Here is a 17,702-nt window from a genome sequence, read left to right as displayed (position 1 = left end):
CGGTGGACCGGCCGAACTCTTCGGCAGCAAAACCCGCGTACTACGAGGTGGGGGCACATCAACGCCATGGCACAGGGCACGGTCCAGGTGACGCACACCGGCACATCGCGGTGGCGGCGCCGCACGGGTGAGTACGCGTCGCTCGCCGCCGCCCTGGAGGCCGCGGCCGACGGTGACGTCCTCACCGTCGCCCCCGGCACCTACCGGGAGAACCTCGTCGTCCAGCGGGCGGTGACCCTGCGGGGCCCCGAGGGCTCTCCGGGCTCGGTGCGTATCGCGCCGCTCGACGGTGTGCCGCTGACGGTGCGTGCCTCGGCCGTGGTCCAGGACCTGCACGTGGAGGGCCAGGACGCGGCGGCGCCCGCGCTGCTCGTGGAGGAGGGCACCCCGGAGCTGTCGGACGTCCGGATCGTCACACGGTCCGCGGCGGGGATCGAGGTGCGGGGCGGCGCGCGGCCGACCGTGCGGCGCTGCACCGTCGACAACCCCGCGGGCATCGGTATCGCCGTACTCGACGGCGGGGGCGGGGTGTTCGAGGAGTGCGAGGTGGTCGCGGCCGGCCAGGCGGGCATCGCGGTGCGCGGCGGCGCCCACCCCCGTCTTGAGCGCTGCCGGGTCCATCACGCGTCGGGCTCGGGGCTGACGGCGACCGGTGAGAACTCCGCGCTGGAAGCGGTGGGTTGCGAGGTCTACGAGGTGAGGGGATCCGGTGTCCAGATCACCGGCCGGGCCACCGCCCACCTCACCGACTGCGACGTTCACCGCACCACCTCCGACGGCGTCACGCTCGACACGGACGCCGTGCTGACGCTGGCGGACTGCCGTATCCACGACATCCCGGAGAACGCGGTCGACCTGCGCTCCCGCTCCGTGCTCACGCTGACCCGCACGACGGTGCGTCAGTTCGGGCGCAACGGCCTGTCGGTGTGGGACCCGGGCACGCGCGTGGACGCCAACCAGTGCGAGATCTTCGACAGCACGGGCGACTACCCGGCGGTGTGGGTCAGCGACGGCGCGACCGCCGTACTGGACTCCTGCCGGGTGCACGACGTGCCGGACGCCCTGTTCGTCCTCGACCGCGGCTCGCGCGCCGACGTCGTCGACAGCGACCTGTCCCAGGTGCGCAACACGGCCGTGTCGGTGAGCGACGGCGCGACCGCCCAGCTCGACGACTGCCGTATCCGGGACGCGGCGACGGGCGCCTGGTTCCGCGACCACGGCAGCGGCGGCACGCTCAACAACTGCACCCTGGACGGCAACCAGACCGGCGTGATCGTCACCAAGGGCGCCGACCCCACCATCGAGCGCTGCACGGTCGACTCCCCGACGGAGGCCGGGTTCTACGTCTCGGCGGGCGGCCGGGGCACCTTCCTGAACTGCCGGGTGCGGGGCAGCGCCGGCTACGGCTTCCATGTGATCGACGGGTGCCGTACGACACTCAAGAAGTGCCGTACGGAGCGGTGCGCGCGCGGCGGCTACGAGTTCGCGGACGGCGGCCCGGACGCGGCCTCCGGGGCGGGCCCGGACGTGGAGGACTGCACCAGCGACGAGAGCGCGGGCCTGAGGCAGCCGACGCCGGAACCCGCCGTGCAGACGGCGCACCAGTCCCCCAGTCTCCTCGGCGCGATCCCCGGCCAGCGCTCGACCGAGCAGGAGCCGCTCATCGCCGCCTCGCAGCCCGAGGCGTCGGCGCGGACCTCCAAGGCCGTCCTCGGTGAACTGGACGCGCTGGTGGGCCTGGACAGCGTCAAGCGGGAGGTGCGCGCCCTCACCGACATGATCGAGGTGGGCCGGCGCCGTCAGCAGGCGGGCCTGAAGGCGGCGTCGGTCAAGCGCCACCTGGTCTTCACCGGCTCCCCCGGCACGGGCAAGACGACGGTCGCCCGCCTCTACGGCGAGATCCTCGCCTCCCTGGGCGTCCTGGAGAAGGGCCACCTGGTCGAGGTGTCCCGCGTCGACCTGGTCGGCGAGCACATCGGCTCCACGGCGATCCGCACCCAGGAGGCCTTCGACAAGGCGCGCGGCGGTGTGCTGTTCATCGACGAGGCGTACGCGCTGTCGCCGGAGGACTCGGGCCGGGACTTCGGCAAGGAGGCCATCGACACGCTGGTGAAGCTGATGGAGGACCACCGGGACGCGGTCGTGGTGATCGTCGCGGGCTACACGGCCGAGATGGAGCGCTTCCTGTCGGTCAACCCCGGTGTGGCGTCCCGTTTCTCACGGACCATCACCTTCAGCGACTACGGCCCCGACGAGCTGCTGCGGATCGTGGAGCAGCAGACCGAGGAGCACGAGTACCGGCTCGGCCCGGGCCTCGCCGAGGCCCTGCTGAAGTACTTCACGGCGATCCCCAAGGGCCCGGCGTTCGGCAACGGCCGCACGGCACGCCAGACCTTCGAGGCGATGGTGGAACGGCACGCCGGCCGGGTCGCCCAGCTGGAGGAGCCGAGCACGGACGACCTGACCCTGCTGTACGCGGAGGACCTGCCGGAGCTGCCCTGACGAGGAGGGGCCGTCTGCAGGACCACCTGCACGAACCCCCGCATGCGCCTCCCTTTCCCTCGCTCACCGGGGCGCACATCCTGCACACGGCTGCCGTCCAGTCGTTCGATTCCCTACGGTGCGGACTCCGGCCGCTGCCCCGGTACCTCCGGCCTCAGCCGTTCCAGCAGCTTCTGCCGTTCCTTCGCGAACTCCGGGTCCGCCTGGTACTCGCCGTGGCCGAGGATGGGGGCGGGCAGGGGGTGTTCGGGGGTGCGGCCGTAGGCCAGGGGGTCCTTGAGGGGGTCATGGTCCACCTCGGGGCCGCAGTCGCCGGGCAGGCGGACCGGGCCGCCGATGGGGTCGGTGATCCGGTAGAGGTTGCGCCAGCAGTCGACCTCGGCGTGCAGGGAGGTGAGCGCGGCCGGGCCGAAGTGGGCGGGGAACCAGCGGCCGTAGAGGCGTTCCAGCGGGGAGCCGTAGGTAAGGAGCGCGACCCGCTTGCGGTCGGCGGGCGTCAGCTGCCAGGTCGCCGCGGCCGCGAGCACGCTGCCCTGGGAGTGCCCGGAGATGACGAGGCGGCGGCCCTCCTCGGCGCGGGTCCAGGTCGCCATCCGCCAGGTCAGGTCGGGGACCGCACGTTCGGCGTAACAGGGCGGCGCGAAGGGGTGTGCGGCGCGCGGCCAGAAGGTGCCGACGTCCCACAGGATGCCGATGGTGCGCCGCGCGGAGGCGTCCTTGTAGGCACGCCTGCCCCAGGTGACGAACAGTATGAAGCCGACGCCGATCAGCCAGGAGCCCAGCGCCTGCGCGGTCTGCGCGCCGCCGTGGACGAAGGCGTACGCCCCCTCGGCGGCCTGGCTCGGTGTCTGGTCACTCGTCAGGGCGCCGACCAGGGCTCCGGCGCCCAGGAGCAGCGTCGCGGTGGAGGTGGCGGCGACGACGAGAGGGGCGCGGTCGGTGAGCGTGGCCATCGCGCGCGTGCTCGCGATACGACGGGTCCGTGCCGTGTCCCGGGGCTCGGCGGCGTAGTCGAGCTCCACCGTGCCCAGCTCGGTGCGGCGCAGCCGCCAGGCCCGCCATGCCAGCCAGCCGCAGAGCAGCAGGAGCAGGACCAGCAGCGGTGGGATGACAGAGGCCTGCCAGGTCAGCAGGACCGGCGGACCCGCGATGGAGGTGCCCGTGCCGTCGAGCCAGTCGGCCACCCGCTGGGACACGCCGCCGGACATCACGCCACCGAGGGCGCAGGCCAGCATCGCCACGGCCGGTCCGCCCAGGCCCCGCATCGCGGCGCGCGGGTCGGGATCGGTGCGGTGCAGGAGGTGGGCGACCACGGCGAGGACGATGACGATCAGGCCCTGGAGGAAAGCGATGGCTCCGAAAGTGGGGTCGCCGGGGAGACGGTCCGCCGACTGCCAGCCCGGGCGGTCCCAACCGGCGTAGACGAGGGCGAGCGCGAGCAGGACGAGGGAGGCGAGCGGGAGACGTCGTACGAGACGCTCGTCGAGTTCCTGGTCGAGCCGGTTCTCGCTGCGGCCCCGGCGGCAGACCACCCACACCACCACGGTCGCCCCGGCGATCACCGCCGCGTGCAGGAGCCACCCCAGCGTGTCCAGCAGCGCGGGCCCGCCGGGCCGCCGGTCGAAGCGTGCGGCGGCCGAGCCGACGGCCGCGGTGACCGTCAGCAGGCCGGCCGCGGTGTGCGCGGCACGCAGCCGGGCGACCAGGCGACGGCCGTACCAGAAGCCGGGGCGGCCCAGGGAGGTGCGGCCGGAGACCTCGTCGGGCTCGGGCTCGCGGGACATCGGCTGCTGGGACTCGTAGGCGCTCCAGGTGCGGCGGGAGAGGTACCAGAGCAGGCCGGTCAGCGCGGTGGGCACCAGGGCGGCGAGAGCGAGCCTGCGGCCCGGGTGGCTCCACCAGCCGCCCTCGGAGGCCACGGGCGACAGGAAGCCGAGCCAGCTGTGCCGCTCGGCGCACGCGCGCGTGCCCGCGCACTGCCAGGCCGTGAGGTCCAGGGCGACCTCGCAGGCGGCCGCGACGAGCAGCACCGTCAGCGTCAGTCCGGCCAGCCGGACGAGCAGGCCGTAGAGACGTACCGTCCGCTCGCGGCCGCGTGCGGTGGGGCGCATCCAGTGGGCGAGGTTGACCACCATGAACGGCAGCAACAGCAGCCACAGGGCGCGGGCGCTGTTCCCGGACGTGAGGTTGCACCAGACGTAGGCCTCGGGCACCGGTTTGCCCCGGTAGTCGTCCGGCCGGTCCTCCGCGTCGACGTCCTCGGCCCGCCGGAACACGGCGGCGGTGTCGTCGCCGGTGATCCGCACGGTCCGCGGATCGTCGAGCATCTCCTGCGGTGTCGTGCCGCCGACCCCGTGGACCAGGAGTTCCAGGGCTGTCCCGGCACTCTCGGCACCCGCGACGGCAGGTCTGCCGGGACCACCTGTCGCCGCGTCCGCTCCGTTGATCTCGGCGGCGCGTTCCTGCGCACGTTCCACTGTTCGCACTTCCCCCGTGACGAGCCCTTGGCTTCTGTCCGTGCGGGCACAAGGATCTCCCCGGAGAGGGGGCTCTACACCTCTCGTCACGGAATCTCCCCGATCCGCGTGAAGAACAGCGGAACAGGCGATGCCGAAATGACATGCGCGCGTCGTGACAGCCAGTGGCGCGACCGGTGCCGACCCGTGCGAGGATGGGTCGTCCCGCGCACCGGGAGCGGCGAGAATGTCCTTGTCGGAGGGGTTGCGCAGGGTGTGTCGAACGGATGAGGCGAAAGGACCGGAGCGTACGTGAGTGAGAATCAGAACCTCCTCGCGGAGCAGCGGCGCGCCCTGATCCTGGACGAGGTACGGCGCCGAGGCGGGGTACGCGTCAATGAGCTGACCCGCAAGCTCGGCGTGTCGGACATGACGGTGCGCCGCGATCTCGACGCACTCGCCCGGCAGGGCGTGCTGGAGAAGGTGCACGGCGGCGCGGTCCCGGTGGTCGAGGCGAGTACGCACGAGCCGGGCTTCGAGGCCAAGTCGGGTCTGGAGCTGACGGCCAAGGAGGACATCGCGCGGGCCGCGGCCGACCTGGTCGCGGCGGGCAGCGCGATCGCGCTGTCGGGCGGTACGACGACGTACGCGCTGGCGCACCAGCTGGTGGACGTGCCGGACCTGACCGTCGTCACCAATTCGGTGCGGGTCGCCGACGTCTTCCACGCCGCGCAGCGCACGACGGGCCCCCGGCAGGGCGCGGCGACGGTCGTGCTGACCGGCGGGGTGCGCACCCCGTCCGACTCGCTGGTGGGTCCGGTGGCCGACCAGGCGATCGCGACGCTCCACTTCGACGTGCTGTTCCTCGGTGTGCACGGGATATCGGTCGAGGCCGGCCTGTCCACGCCGAACCTCGCGGAGGCCGAGACCAACCGGCGTCTGGTGCAGTCGGCACGCCGGGTCGTGGTGGTCGCCGACCACACCAAGTGGGGTGTGGTGGGGCTGAGTTCGTTCGCGGCGCTGGAGCAGGTCGACACGCTCGTGACGGACGCCGGGCTCGCGGCCGACGCGCGCTCGGAGATCTCGGAGCATCTGCGGCGGCTGGTGGTGGCGGGCGAGCCCGACGAGGATGACGACGTCTGAGGTCGGGGGCGTCCGGCGGTGCAGACATCTGACGGGGCGCCAGCTATGGTGACGCTGCCCAGAGCGGCGTCGGCATAGGGGGTTTCGTCCATGGCTCACCTGCTGCGCGAGGTGGGGCTCGACTTCGTCGAGCGCGCGCCCGTACGGCTCGTCTTCGCCCGGGAGATCTCCGCTTCCCCGGAGCCGGTGTTCCACGCGCTCGCCGAGGACGTTCCGGGCTGGTCCGAGTGGTTCTCGGCGGTGGCGCTGGCCCGGCCGCTGGACGACGGGGCCCGGCGCGAGGTGCGGCTCCGCGGCGGTACGCGCTTCGAGGAGACGATCCTCGCCGCGAAGAGTCCCGAGGTGTACGCCTACCGTGTCGACGTCACCAACGCGCCGGGGGCGCGGGCCATGGTCGAGGAGTGGCGGCTCGCGCCGGCGGGGACGGGCACGCGGGTGCAGTGGACGTTCGCGGTGGACGGCACGGCGCCGTTCCGGTTCGCCTTCGGCCTCGCCCGGGCGGGCCTGGGCCGGACGTTCCGCGGCGCGATGACCGCGCTGGACCGGCGGCTGGCGTCCGCGAGCGCATGAGGCTCGCTGGTCACTCCGGCCACACGCCGGTGGCCAGCAGTTGCTCGATGGCCGCCGCGTACGGCGCGATGTCCAGGCCCTGCTCGGCCAGCCAGGCGTCCGAGTAGTACTTGTCGAGGTAGCGGTCGCCCGGGTCGCACAGCAGTGTCACCACGCTCCCCCGCCGCCCCTCGGCCACCATCTCGGCGACGATCTTCAGCGCGCTCCACAGGCAGGTGCCCGTCGAGCCGCCCGCCTTGCGGCCGATGGCCTGCTCCAGGGCCCGCACCGCGGCCACGCTCGCCGCGTCCGGGACCTTCATCATCCGGTCGATGGCACCCGGGACGAAGCTCGGCTCCATGCGCGGCCGGCCGATGCCCTCGATGCGGGAGCCGCAGTCGCAGGTGACGTCCGGATCGCCGGTGGTCCAGCCCTCGAAGAAACACGAGTTCTCCGGATCGGCGACACAGATGCGGGTGTCGTGCTGCATGTAGTGGACGTACCGGGCGAGGGTCGCGGAGGTGCCGCCGGTGCCGGCCGTGGCGACGATCCACGCGGGCTCCGGGAACCGTTCCAGGCGCAGCTGGCGGAAGATGGACTCGGCGATGTTGTTGTTGCCGCGCCAGTCCGTGGCCCGTTCGGCGTAGGTGAACTGGTCCATGTAGTGGCCGCCGGTGTCGACCGCGAGGCGGGCGGACTCCTCGTACATCTTGCGTGAGTCGTCCACGAAGTGGCACTGCCCGCCGTGGAACTCGATGAGGCGGCACTTCTCGGCGCTCGTCGTGCGCGGCATGACCGCGATGAAGGGCACGCCGATCAGCTTCGCGAAGTACGCCTCGGAGACGGCCGTCGAGCCGCTGGACGCCTCGATCACCGGGCGGCCCGGCCGGATCCAGCCATTGCACAGGCCGTAGAGGAAGAGCGAGCGGGCGAGCCGGTGCTTGAGACTGCCGGTCGGGTGGGTCGACTCGTCCTTCAGGTACAGGTCGATGCCCCACTGCTCAGGCAGCGGGAAGCGCAGCAGATGGGTGTCGGCCGAACGGTTGGCGTCGGCCTGGACCTTGCGCACGGCTTCTTTCAGCCAGGCGCGGTAGGCCGCGTCACTGTGGTCGACGTCGAGGGTCACGCCGGACGGGGTCTGCTGGACGGTGCTCACGGCGCTGCTCCTCGTGCTGTGCGGCAGGGCCGACTCGCGCTGCCGTCGCTTCGAGCATAAACATCTTCCGCACGCTTCTCACCTGCATAAACACACCTTTGGGAGCCTCAAAGGCATCCCTGGACCGGTGGTCTCACGGGACTGGTGGGGGCGCATTCACGCGAGTGCTCCGAACGCCCCCGGTCAGGCGTGACGTGCGTACTGGTGCTTGACGCATGGCGCGGGCAGACTGCACCGGACGGGACGACGATCCCGGACGGGGGCACACTGGATCACGACCAGGGCCGGCCACACCGACGCAGAACGAGCCGGCACACCGACGCGCACAAGGGGGTGGGGCATGGCGGAGCCGGAGTTCACGGCCACGGGCGTGCGGATCGGCAAGCGGCTGCGCTCGCTGACCCGGGCCGGGCAGGTCCGGATCAGCGACGGCAGGCTGCAGTTGCTCACCAGCTACGGCAGCGAGATAGACAGCGCGCCGGTGCAGGCGGTGCGGGCGTCCAAGCCCTGGTTCGCCACGGACGACAAGGCGCTGGCCGACGTCAACGGCACGCGCTACTCGCTGACCCTGGGCGATCACGACCCGGCGCCGGGGGAACCGGGACCTCCCGCCGCACGCCGGTTCATCGAGGCCGTACGGAAGGCCGCGGGGCGTAAGGGCTGAGTCACCGCGAGTTGCGGTACCGCACCCCCTGCGTCACGCTGGTCTCACGTCACTCTGGGTTTACCGGCGATAACGCTGCGAACCAGCCCGCCGGCCACGTCAGCAGGCGGCCGTTTACCTCAAGCACCCTGCTGGATCCGTACTTCGTGTTCTTCCGGACCTCTTCAGTCGGGGAGTCGCAGCCGTGATCAGTCACCCAAGCAGGCACTGCACGGTGGAGCTCCAAGCCCTGCCGTCGCGGATCGGTCAGGTCCGCAGAATCGTATCGGCGCAGTTGCGTTACTGGCATCTGGATCCCTTGATAGACCGCGCCGCGCTCGGTGTGACCGAGCTGTTGACCAACGTCCACCAGCACGCCCGGCCGGACAAGATGTGCACCGTCGAGATCGAGCTGCTGCTCGACCGGCTCATGGTCTCGGTGCGCGACCACGACCCGCGGCTGCCGGTCGTGTCGGACGTCCAGGACGCCGACGCGCTCGCCACCTGTGGGCGCGGTCTGGCGATGGTGGCGGCCGTCAGCGAGAGCTGGGGTGCCCGGCCGGACGGCGAGTCCGGCAAGGTCGTGTGGTTCACGCTGCCGACACCCGTGGCGGCGCGGCCCGCGACCGCGCGCCCTCCGCAGCGGCGGGCCGTGGAGAAGCCCGCGCGCCGGTTCGCCGAGGTCGGGCCGCGCGTCGACCTGCGCAGGCCCGAACACGCTCCCGCCCGGTCGGCCGTTGTCGGCTGACCGGGCGGTGACACCTTCCCGCGAGGGCGGTCTCACTCCGTGGCGATCGCCCGCAACACGTCCAGGCGTGCCGCGCGGCGCGCCGGGCGCAGGCCCGCGAGGGCTCCGGCCGTGAGGCCGACCAGGGCCACCACCGCCAGTTGCAGGGGCGGCATCGCGAAGGCGAAGGCGCTGTCGCTCGCGCCGTCGGAGGCCTCGACCAGGACCCAGCCGAGGAAGGCGCCGAGGGCGAGGCCGCCGACCGTGCCGAAGGCGGCGACCAGGACAGACTCCCAGCGGACCATCGCGCGCAGCTGGGCACGGGTCTGACCCACGGCTCGCAGCAGACCCAGTTCACGGGTGCGCTCGTGGATCGCCAGGGTGAGGGTGTTGGCGATGCCGAGGAGGGCGATGAGCACCGCGAGGGCGAGCAAGGCGTAGACGAGGGTGAGCATCATGTCGATGCCGCCCGCCGCGGACTGCGCGTACTCGTCCCGGGTCTGCACCTCGGGGTTGCCGTACTGGGCCGCGGCCTTCTCCACCGCGGCCTTGCCCTTGTCCGCGCTCACACCGTCCTCGAAGGAGACGGCGAGGAGGGTGTCGGCGTCCTGGGTGCGGTGCGGGGCCCAGGCGTCGCGGGTGATGACGTAGTCGCCGGCGAGTTCGGACTGGCCGTAGACCGCACGGACCGTGAAGGTCTGCGTACGGCCGTCGGTGAAGGTGAGGCGCGCCTTGTCGCCGGTCGTCAGGTTCTGCTTGTCGGCCTCCTTCTCGGTGATGGCGATGCCGTCGGTGCCGAGGTCGCGCAGGGAGCCGTGGACGGTGCCGAGGTCGAAGGTGCGCTCCAGGGCCACTGGGTCGGTGACGGTCAGCGCCCGGCCCTTGCCGTCGACTTCCGCGACTCCCCGGCCGAGGCCGACGGCCGTGTCCACCTCGGGCAGCCGCTGCACGGCGTCGGCGAGCCGCGGGCTCAGGCCGCTGCCGCCCGCGCCGAACGACGGGGTGCTCACGGCCACGTCGCCCGCGAACGAACGGGACACGGTCTGGTCCATGGTCGCCTTCAGCGAGGCTCCGAACACGGTGAACAGCGACACCACGGCCACGCCGATCATCAGCGCGCTCGCGGTGGCGGCCGTCCGCTTCGGGCTGCGCAGGGCGTTGCGCCGGGCGAGTGCGCCGGTGACGCCGCGCAGGCGGTCGAGGGGGCCGCCGAGGACACGTACGGCCGTCGTGGAGGCGACCGGGCCGAGGACCACGAAGGCGACCAGGGCGAGGACGGCGCCGGTGCCCGCCAGCCAGAGGGACGGGGACAGCAGGACACCGCTGAGCGTCACCCCGACCGCGAGGGCGAGGAGGCCCAGGCCCGTGACCGCACGGGCGGGGGAGGCGCCGGACGTGTCGACGGCCGTCTCACGCAGGGCGGCCAGCGGTGCGGTGCGGCCGGCGCGTACGGCGGGCAGGAGGGCGGAGCCCAGGCAGACCACGATGCCGACCGCGAGCGGCAGGGCCATCGACAGGGCGCTGATGACCAAATCGCCCTCGGGGAACGGGAATCCGATCGCCGGGAACAGCGCCTGGAGCCCCGCCGCGATGCCGATGCCGCCGACCAGGCCCACCGCCGACGCCGTGACGGCCACGGCCGTCGCCTCGACGAGGGTCGACGCGGTGACCTGGCGGCGTGAGGCGCCGAGGGCGCGCAACAGGGCGTTCTCGCGGGTGCGTTGGGCCACGACGATCGCGAAGGTGTTGTGGATGGAGAAGGTCGCGACCAGCAGGGCGACGCCGGAGAACACCAGGAGGAAGGTGGTGAAGACGGTCAGGAACTGGCTGGAGATCATGTCGGTGTTCTCCTCGGCCGACGCCTGACCGGTGATGGCCTCGACCCCCTTGGGCAGTACGGGAGTCAGGGCGTCCACCAGCTCCTGCTGGCCGACGCCGGGACCGGCGCGCACCTGGATGCTCGCCGCCTCGCCGGGCCGCGCGGTGAGGTACTTCTCCGCGTCGGCCTGCGTCATGCCGGTGAAGGTCACCTGGGCCATGCCGTCCTCGCCGCCGAAGGTCGCGAGGCCGACGACGGTCACCTTGACCGGGTCGGGTGTGCGCAGGGTCGTGGTGTCGCCGATCCTGAGGTCTCCGCGTTCGGCGGTGCCTCGGTCGATGACGACCTCGCCGGACTTGCGCGGGGCGTGGCCCTCGGCGAGCTGGTACGCGTTGAGCTTCGGGTCGGCGATCCAGTTGCCGGCGAGGGTGGGCGGGCCCTGGCCGCCGATCGGGTCGCCGTTCCTGCCGACGAGCTGGCCCGCGCCCTGGATGTTGGGCGCGGCGGCCGCGACGCCGGGGACCTTCTCGATCGTGGTGACCAGGTCGGTGTCGACCGGCTCGCGCACGCCCTCGCTCTCGCCGGGCGTGGTGATGGCGTCGGCGCTGCGCACGACGGCGTCGGTGCCGCTGGTCGCGTTGCCGAACATGGTGTCGAAGCTTGCCCGCAGCGTGTCGCCCATGACGAGGGTGCCGGCGAGGAAGGCGACGCCGAGGAACACCGCGAGGAACGTACCGGCGAAGCGGCGCTTGTGGGCCCGCAGGGAGGACACGCTCAGGCGGACGGACGCGTTCATGACGGCACCTCGAAGGCTTTCATGCGGTCCAGGACCTTGTCGGCGGTCGGGGATTCCATACGGTCGACCAGGCGCCCGTCGGCGAGGAACACGACCTCGTCGGCGTGGGCGGCAGCCACCGGGTCGTGGGTGACCATGACGACCGTGCGGGCCGTCCGGCGCACCGTGCGGCCCAGCAGGCCGAGGACCTCCTCGCCGGACCGGGAGTCGAGGTTGCCGGTCGGCTCGTCGGCGAAGACGATGTCGGGCCGGCCGGCGAAGGCCCGGGCCACGGCCACGCGCTGCTGCTGGCCGCCGGAGAGTTCTGAGGGGCGGTGGTGGAGCCGGTCGCGCAGGCCGACGACGTCGATGAGCGCGTCGAGCCACTCCTCGTCGCCGCTGTCGCCCTTGCCGCCCTTGCCGCCCGCGAGGTCCAGCGGCAGCGTGATGTTCTCCGCGACGGTCAGCGTCGGAACCAGGTTGAAGGCCTGGAAGACGAAGCCGACGCGGTCGCGCCGCAGGAGGGTGAGGCGGCGGTCGTCGAGGCTGCTCAGCTCGGTGTCGCCGATGTGGGCGGTGCCCGAGGTGAGGGTGTCGAGGCCGGCCGCGCAGTGCATCAGGGTGGACTTGCCGGAGCCCGAGGGCCCCATGATCGCGGTGAACCGGCCGACCGGAAAGTCGACGCTCACCCCGTCCAGGGCCCTCACGACGGTGTCGCCGCTGCCGTACACCTTCACGGCGTCCACGACACGGGCGGCCGTCGGCGTGATGGTGGTGGCGGTCGTGGCCGTCATGCCGCACCGCCCTTGCCCGTACGGCCGAACTGCTCGTCCAGGACGGACAGCCGGCGCCAGTACTCGTCCTCGTCGATCTCGCCCGAGGCGAAGCGGTGGCCGAGCACGGTGATGGGCGAGTTGTCGTCCGCGGCGGGTGCCCGCCAGGGGCCGCGGCGTCCGCGCCACACCGTGCGGCGCAGCAGCGCGATGCCGCCGACCACGACGGCCGCCCAGATGAGCGGGAAGAGGAGGATCCAGGGGCCGGGGCCGCCGTCCGCGAAGTGAGCCAGGGTCTGCATCTCGAGTCATCTCCCGAGTCGGTTCGGTCGGGTTGTTCAGGTCGGTCGGGTCGTTCGGTGATGTCTCGAGACTCGCGCCGGGAGGGGGTCCGGGTCGTCGTACGGCCAGCGGCAGTGCGCGTACCTCGCGGGGAGTACACAGCGGTGATTCCGCTGCTCCATGAAGGCTCGACTTCTGTAACTACTAGTATGTACAGTGACGGCATGAGCACCTCGGAGCGGCTGATCGAGTCCACCCGCGAGCTGCTGTGGGAGCGCGGCTATGTGGGCACCAGCCCCAAGGCGATCCTGGAGCGCTCGGGCGCCGGGCAGGGCAGCATGTACCACCACTTCAAGGGGAAGCCGGATCTCGCCCTGGCCGCGATCCGGCGGACCGCCGAGGAGATGCGGGCAACCGCGGCGGGAGTACTCGACGGTCCGGGAACGCCGTACGAGCGCATCGAGGCGTATCTGCGGCGCGAGCGCGACGTACTGCGCGGCTGTCCGATCGGGCGGCTGACGATGGACCCGGACGTGATCGCCAGCGACGAACTGCGCACGCCTGTCGACGAGACGCTCGACTGGCTGCGGGAGCGGCTGGCCGGGATCGTCGAGGAAGGCAAGGAGCAGGGCCAGTTCGCGGCCGGGCTCGACGGCGAGACGATCGCGGCGACGATCGTCGCGACCGTACAGGGCGGCTACGTCCTCGCCCGCGCGTCCGGTTCACCCACCGCCTTCGACGTGGGCGTCCGGGGGCTGCTCTCGCTGCTCGCCCCGCGGGACCACACGACCGCCGAGGGCACGAGCACGTGACCGACACGTGAGCGACCATTCGGCCCGAGAAGGGACTTGGCATGCATGCCATGCAGTACGAGTTCACGCTGCCCGCCGATCACGACATGGATGTCATCCGCTCCCGCGTCGCCCGGGTCGGCCATCTGCTGGACGGCTGGGACGGCCTCGGCACGAAGGCGTACCTGCTGCGTGAGCGCGGCGTGCACGGCTCGCCGGTCAACCAGTACGGGCCCTTCTACCTCTGGAACACCATGGAGGGCATGAACGCCTTCCTGTGGGGAGGCGCCTTCCAGGGACCCGTGAACGACTTCGGGCGGCCGCGGGTACGTCAGTGGACGGGGCTCGCGTACGCGGAGGGCGGCGCCGCGGACTCCCCCGCCAGGCTTGCCGTGCGTCGGCGTCAACCGGTGCCGGACGGCGTGGAGCTGGCCGCGTTCATGGCGGACGCGGCGAACGAGACCGAGCGGCTGGCGACGCGGGACGGCGCCGTGCTGACCGCGGCCGCCGTCGACACGCACGCGTGGGAGCTGGTCCACTTCTCGCTCTGGACGCACGACACGCCAAAGACCGAGGGCGATGTGTACCAGGTGCTGCACCTGTCGGCACCGGGGCGCGGGGCGCTGCCGCGGGGCCGGCAGTGGTGAGTGCTGTCCGTACGGTCCTCGGGGATGTGCGACCCGAGCGGCTCGGCGTGTGCGACGCGCACGACCACCTCTTCCTGCGCAGCCCGCAACTGCCCGGCCAGGAGCTCCAGGACGCCACCGCAGCGCGCGCCGAGCTGGACGCGTTCCGCGCGGCCGGCGGTTCGGCCGTCGTGCAGTGGACGCCGTACGGCATGGGGCGCCGGGCAGCCGACCTGCCGCCGCTGTCCCGGGCCTGTGGGGTGCACCTGGTCTGCGCGACGGGCCTGCATCAAGCGGCGCACTACGCCCCGGAGTCACTCGACGCGCTGCGCGGCGGGCCGGCCGAACTCTTCGTGGCCGAACTGACCGAGGGCATCGGCACTTCCGGGGTCCGCGCCGGTCTGATCAAGGTCGCCGGCGGCTTCCACGCCCTCGACGCGCACGCCCGCTGGACGATGACCGCCGCCGCCGAGGCCCACCACGCGACGGGCGCGCCCATCGCCGTGCACCTGGAGGTGGGGACGGGTGCGCTCGACGTACTGGACCTGCTGTGCGGAGAGTCGGGCGTCCCGCCGTACCGGGTGATCCTCGGCCATCTCAACCGCTCCCCCGACCCTCTGCTCCACCGCCAGGCCGCCGAGGCGGGCTGCTGGCTGGCCTTCGACGGGCCCTCACGCGCCCATCACGCCACCGACTGGCGCATGCCGGACGCGATGCGGGCGCTGGCCGAGGCCGGGTTCGGGCACCGGCTGCTGCTCGGCGGGGACACGGTCGTGGCCGGGGCGCGGTCGGTCGACGGGGGTCCCGGGATGCCGTACCTGCTGCGCCGGGTGCGTCCGCGGCTCGCGCTCGCCCTCGGCGAGGAACTGGTGGAACGCGTCCTCACCGACAACCCCGGCCGGGCCTTCGCCGTCGACTGGCGCTGACCTGCGGCCGGAGCATGGCCCGATCGCGTTGATCTTTGTCCCGCCGAACACTTTCGGCCACTTCCGGCGCACGGAGGATGGAAAGGCGACGGAACTGACCCGTGAGGAAGGCGGACGACATGGCGCTGGAGATGCGTGATCGCTGTGAGCGGTGCGGGACGGCGGAGCTGCCGCTCGACGCGGCTGCCCGCATCTGCTCGTACGAGTGCACGTTCTGCGTGCCGTGCGGCGATGCCATGCGGGACGTCTGTCCCAACTGCGCTGGCGAGCTGGTCCCCAGACCTCGCCGTGCGTGACGGCGCCTCGCTGCCGCCTTTGGGGCAGGGGGACCGCAGGGCCGGTGCACCATCGGCGAGGTCGAACGCTTCAACCGCACCCGGCGGCCAGCCACCCCTCACCCGCGTCAACAACCCTGCGGGTCAATACACCTAGGCCCTACCGAGATCCAGTCGCCCGATGTGCGCCACGTTCTCCCGGTCCTGCGCGTCCTCGCTCGCCGCACCGGCGAACCAGGCGTCGAGGATCTCCTTGAGCAGCGGCTCGGACGTCAGCCGCAGGCTCAGGGCGAGGACGTTGGCGTCGTTCCAGCGGCGGGCGCCGTCCGCGGTGTACGCGTCGGTGCACAGGGCCGCCCGCACCCCGGGCACCTTGTTCGCGGCGATCGACGCGCCCGTGCCGGTCCAGCAGCACACGACCGCCTGGTCGGCCGTCCCGTCGGCGACCTCGCGGGCGGCTGCCTCGGAGCAGGCGGCCCACTGGGGGTCGGCACCGGGGCTGAGCGCGCCGTACGTCACCACCTCGTGGCCGCGGTCTCGCAGCTCGGTGACGAGGGAGCGCGCCACGGGTTCGTCCATGTCCGAGGAAACGGAGATCCGCATGGCACGAAGCGTACCCAGGTCCACGCCGGGGGTGCGGCCGTCCGGGCGGCGGCCGAGCATGGAGGTGACCGGCGGGAACGGCCGAGGAGGAGCCATGCCGACCCTGCACATCGAGCATCCGATCACGGACTTCGCCAGGTGGAAGACGGCCTTCGACCGCTTCGCGCCGGCGCGCGCGGACGCGGGCGTGCGTCACTACCGTGTCCAGCAGCCGGTCGACGACCCCGCCTACGTCGTCGTCGACCTCGACTTCGACGACGTGGCCGACGCCGAGCGGTTCCTGGGCTTCCTCAGGACGAGGGTGTGGTCCTCGTCCGAGAACGCGCCCGCGCTGGCCGGGGCGCCCCGGACGCGGATCCTCAACACCGCCGAGGAGCGGTGAGGCCTACGACGCCAGCGCACCCAGCGGATCGTCCAGCACCGGCTGCCACGCCAACTCGGCCGCGCCGACAAGGCTGTTGTGGTCGAGGGTGCAGGCGAGGATCGGGACGCCGCCGCTCTGGCCCCACAGGCTGCGGTCGGCGACGACGGCGCGCAGGCGCTCGGGGTCGGCGTCGAGGAGGGTGCGGTGCAGGCCGCCGAGGATGATGCGGTCCGGGTTGAGGATGTTGACCAGGCCGGCGAGGCCGAGGCCGAGGCGGTCGATGAGGGCCTCGGTGGCCGTGCGGACCGCCGGGTCGTCGTCGTACTGGGTGCGGATCAGGTCCTTGGCCTGCTGGAGCAGGGAGACCTCGGGGCCGGGCTCGCGGCCGGCCGCCGTGAGCAGGGCCAGCGGGTCGGCCTCGACGTCGAGGCAGCCGCGGCTGCCGCAGTGGCAGGGTCTGCCCTCGGGATTGACGGTGAGGTGGCCGACCTCCAGGGCCAGGCCCGAACTGCCGGTGTGCAGACGGCCGTCCAGCACGAGCGCGCCGCCGACGCCCCGGTGGCCGGTGGCCACGCACAGCAGGTCGCGGGAGCCGCGCCCCGCGCCGTGCCGGTGTTCGGCGAGCGCGGCGAGGTTGACGTCGTTACCGGTGAACGCCGGTCCGCTGATCCCGGCCGCGCGCACGCACTCCGCGAAGATCCGGCGCACGGGCGCGCCCACGGGCCAGGCGAGGTGCAGGGGGTTGAGCGCCAGGCCGTCGGGTTCCGCGACCGCGGAGGGGACGGCCAGGCCCGCGCCTGCGCAGCGACGGCCCGTGGTGCGCAGCAGGTCGGCGCCTGCCTCGACGACCGAGCCGAGAACCTTCGCCGGATCGGCGTCGACCGTCTCGCAGCCGGGCGAAGTGGCGACGATACGGCCGCCGAGACCGACCAGCGCCGCCCGGAACCCGTCGGCGTGGACCTGTGCGGCGAGGACCACGGGCCCGTCCTCGGCGACCGACAGCCGGTGCGAGGGGCGCCCCTGCGAACCGGCCGACGCGGTGGGCCGGGCGTCCACCCGGATCAGCCCGAGCGCCTCCAGCTCGGAGGCGACCGCGCCGGCCGTGGCCCGGGTCACGCCGAGCTCGGCGGTGAGGACGGCACGCGTGGGGGCGCGTCCGGTGTGCACGAGCTCCAGCGCGGGCCCGAGCGCACCGCGCCCCCGGTCCAACCGCGTCCTCGAGGTGGTCCCTTCCCCCGCCGGCCGGGGGTCCGCGTTGCCGCTCATGAGGGCGAGTCTCCCATGATCCGCAG

Annotated in this window: 17 protein-coding genes; 10 read left to right on the top strand and 7 right to left on the bottom strand. The window is 72.7% G+C overall.

The annotated features are described in order from the left end of the window. Window positions 1-66 precede the first annotated feature (66 nt). On the top strand, window positions 67-2,502 hold the full coding sequence (locus tag EJ357_RS41950) for a right-handed parallel beta-helix repeat-containing protein (RefSeq protein WP_175647720.1): 2,436 nt from the start codon (window positions 67-69) through the stop codon (window positions 2,500-2,502). 113 nt (window positions 2,503-2,615) lie between these two features. Here the strand turns inward: EJ357_RS41950 and EJ357_RS41945 are convergent, their stop codons facing one another. Beyond that, window positions 2,616-4,979 carry a hypothetical protein gene (locus EJ357_RS41945; protein WP_126397230.1) on the bottom strand — a complete coding sequence of 788 codons (2,364 nt, stop codon included), beginning with the start codon at window positions 4,977-4,979 and terminating at the stop codon, window positions 2,616-2,618. Window positions 4,980-5,270: 291 nt separating this feature from the next. Here EJ357_RS41945 and EJ357_RS41940 point away from each other — a divergent pair, with 291 nt between their 5' ends. Then, window positions 5,271-6,101, top strand: a complete 831-nt coding sequence (locus EJ357_RS41940; protein WP_126397228.1) for a DeoR/GlpR family DNA-binding transcription regulator — start codon at window positions 5,271-5,273, stop codon at window positions 6,099-6,101. A gap of 90 nt (window positions 6,102-6,191) precedes the next feature. Continuing rightward, complete coding sequence (locus EJ357_RS41935) at window positions 6,192-6,671, top strand: SRPBCC family protein (RefSeq protein ID WP_126397226.1); 480 nt, start codon at window positions 6,192-6,194, stop codon at window positions 6,669-6,671. A gap of 10 nt (window positions 6,672-6,681) precedes the next feature. Here EJ357_RS41935 and cds1 read toward each other — a convergent pair whose 3' ends face one another. Beyond that, window positions 6,682-7,806, bottom strand: a complete 1,125-nt coding sequence (gene cds1, locus EJ357_RS41930) for an L-cysteine desulfhydrase Cds1 (RefSeq protein WP_126397224.1) — start codon at window positions 7,804-7,806, stop codon at window positions 6,682-6,684. Window positions 7,807-8,146: 340 nt separating this feature from the next. Between cds1 and EJ357_RS41925 the strand changes: the two genes are divergently transcribed. Both EJ357_RS41925 and EJ357_RS41920 read left to right on the top strand, forming a co-directional pair. Next, the gene (locus EJ357_RS41925; RefSeq protein WP_126397222.1) at window positions 8,147-8,470 is read left to right on the top strand and encodes a hypothetical protein; all 324 of its coding nucleotides are present in this window, start codon (window positions 8,147-8,149) and stop codon (window positions 8,468-8,470) included. A 184-nt stretch (window positions 8,471-8,654) separates the two neighbouring features. Further along, on the top strand, window positions 8,655-9,197 hold the full coding sequence (locus tag EJ357_RS41920; protein ID WP_126397220.1) for an ATP-binding protein: 543 nt from the start codon (window positions 8,655-8,657) through the stop codon (window positions 9,195-9,197). A 32-nt stretch (window positions 9,198-9,229) separates the two neighbouring features. On the opposite strand, the gene EJ357_RS41915 is transcribed toward EJ357_RS41920, so the two are convergent. The 3 genes from EJ357_RS41915 to EJ357_RS41905 are packed head-to-tail and all read right to left on the bottom strand — an operon-like array spanning window position 9,230 to window position 12,845. Then, window positions 9,230-11,791 (bottom strand): ABC transporter permease, encoded by a 2,562-nt coding sequence (locus EJ357_RS41915; protein WP_126397218.1) that lies wholly within the window; start codon window positions 11,789-11,791, stop codon window positions 9,230-9,232. Next, entirely contained in the window at window positions 11,788-12,564 is a 777-nt protein-coding gene (locus EJ357_RS41910; RefSeq protein ID WP_126397216.1) for an ABC transporter ATP-binding protein, read from the bottom strand. Before EJ357_RS41910 ends, EJ357_RS41915 begins: the two co-directional genes overlap by 4 nt. Continuing rightward, the gene (locus EJ357_RS41905; protein ID WP_126397214.1) at window positions 12,561-12,845 is read right to left on the bottom strand and encodes an SHOCT domain-containing protein; all 285 of its coding nucleotides are present in this window, start codon (window positions 12,843-12,845) and stop codon (window positions 12,561-12,563) included. Before EJ357_RS41905 ends, EJ357_RS41910 begins: the two co-directional genes overlap by 4 nt. A 204-nt stretch (window positions 12,846-13,049) precedes the next feature. On the opposite strand from EJ357_RS41905, the gene EJ357_RS41900 reads away from it, so the two are divergent. The 4 genes from EJ357_RS41900 (at window position 13,050) to EJ357_RS41885 (ending at window position 15,464) form a co-directional block, all read left to right on the top strand. Further along, the gene (locus tag EJ357_RS41900) at window positions 13,050-13,637 is read left to right on the top strand and encodes a TetR/AcrR family transcriptional regulator (protein WP_175647719.1); all 588 of its coding nucleotides are present in this window, start codon (window positions 13,050-13,052) and stop codon (window positions 13,635-13,637) included. Window positions 13,638-13,678: 41 nt separating this feature from the next. Next, entirely contained in the window at window positions 13,679-14,263 is a 585-nt protein-coding gene (locus tag EJ357_RS41895) for a DUF4865 family protein (protein WP_126397210.1), read from the top strand. Then, window positions 14,260-15,168, top strand: a complete 909-nt coding sequence (locus EJ357_RS41890; RefSeq protein ID WP_126397208.1) for a phosphotriesterase family protein — start codon at window positions 14,260-14,262, stop codon at window positions 15,166-15,168. Before EJ357_RS41895 ends, EJ357_RS41890 begins: the two co-directional genes overlap by 4 nt. A 119-nt stretch (window positions 15,169-15,287) precedes the next feature. After that, the gene (locus tag EJ357_RS41885) at window positions 15,288-15,464 is read left to right on the top strand and encodes a DUF1272 domain-containing protein (RefSeq protein WP_126400750.1); all 177 of its coding nucleotides are present in this window, start codon (window positions 15,288-15,290) and stop codon (window positions 15,462-15,464) included. Window positions 15,465-15,596: 132 nt separating this feature from the next. On the opposite strand, the gene EJ357_RS41880 is transcribed toward EJ357_RS41885, so the two are convergent. Beyond that, window positions 15,597-16,046: an RpiB/LacA/LacB family sugar-phosphate isomerase gene (locus EJ357_RS41880; protein ID WP_126397206.1), complete on the bottom strand. Its 450-nt coding sequence runs from the start codon at window positions 16,044-16,046 to the stop codon at window positions 15,597-15,599. Between the two features lie 94 nt (window positions 16,047-16,140). Between EJ357_RS41880 and EJ357_RS41875 the strand changes: the two genes are divergently transcribed. Continuing rightward, complete coding sequence (locus tag EJ357_RS41875) at window positions 16,141-16,428, top strand: hypothetical protein (protein WP_126397205.1); 288 nt, start codon at window positions 16,141-16,143, stop codon at window positions 16,426-16,428. A gap of 3 nt (window positions 16,429-16,431) precedes the next feature. On the opposite strand, the gene EJ357_RS41870 is transcribed toward EJ357_RS41875, so the two are convergent. After that, a complete protein-coding gene (locus EJ357_RS41870; protein WP_126397203.1) occupies window positions 16,432-17,676 on the bottom strand; it encodes an ROK family protein in 1,245 nt (414 codons plus the stop codon). Window positions 17,677-17,702: the final 26 nt, after the last annotated feature.

It is taken from the genome of Streptomyces cyaneochromogenes, assembly GCF_003963535.1.
In the GTDB taxonomy this organism is placed as follows: Bacteria; Actinomycetota; Actinomycetes; order Streptomycetales; family Streptomycetaceae; genus Streptomyces; species Streptomyces shaanxiensis.
The sequence above is the reverse complement of the archived record's forward strand: the minus strand, read 5'-3'. Positions and strand labels throughout refer to the sequence as shown.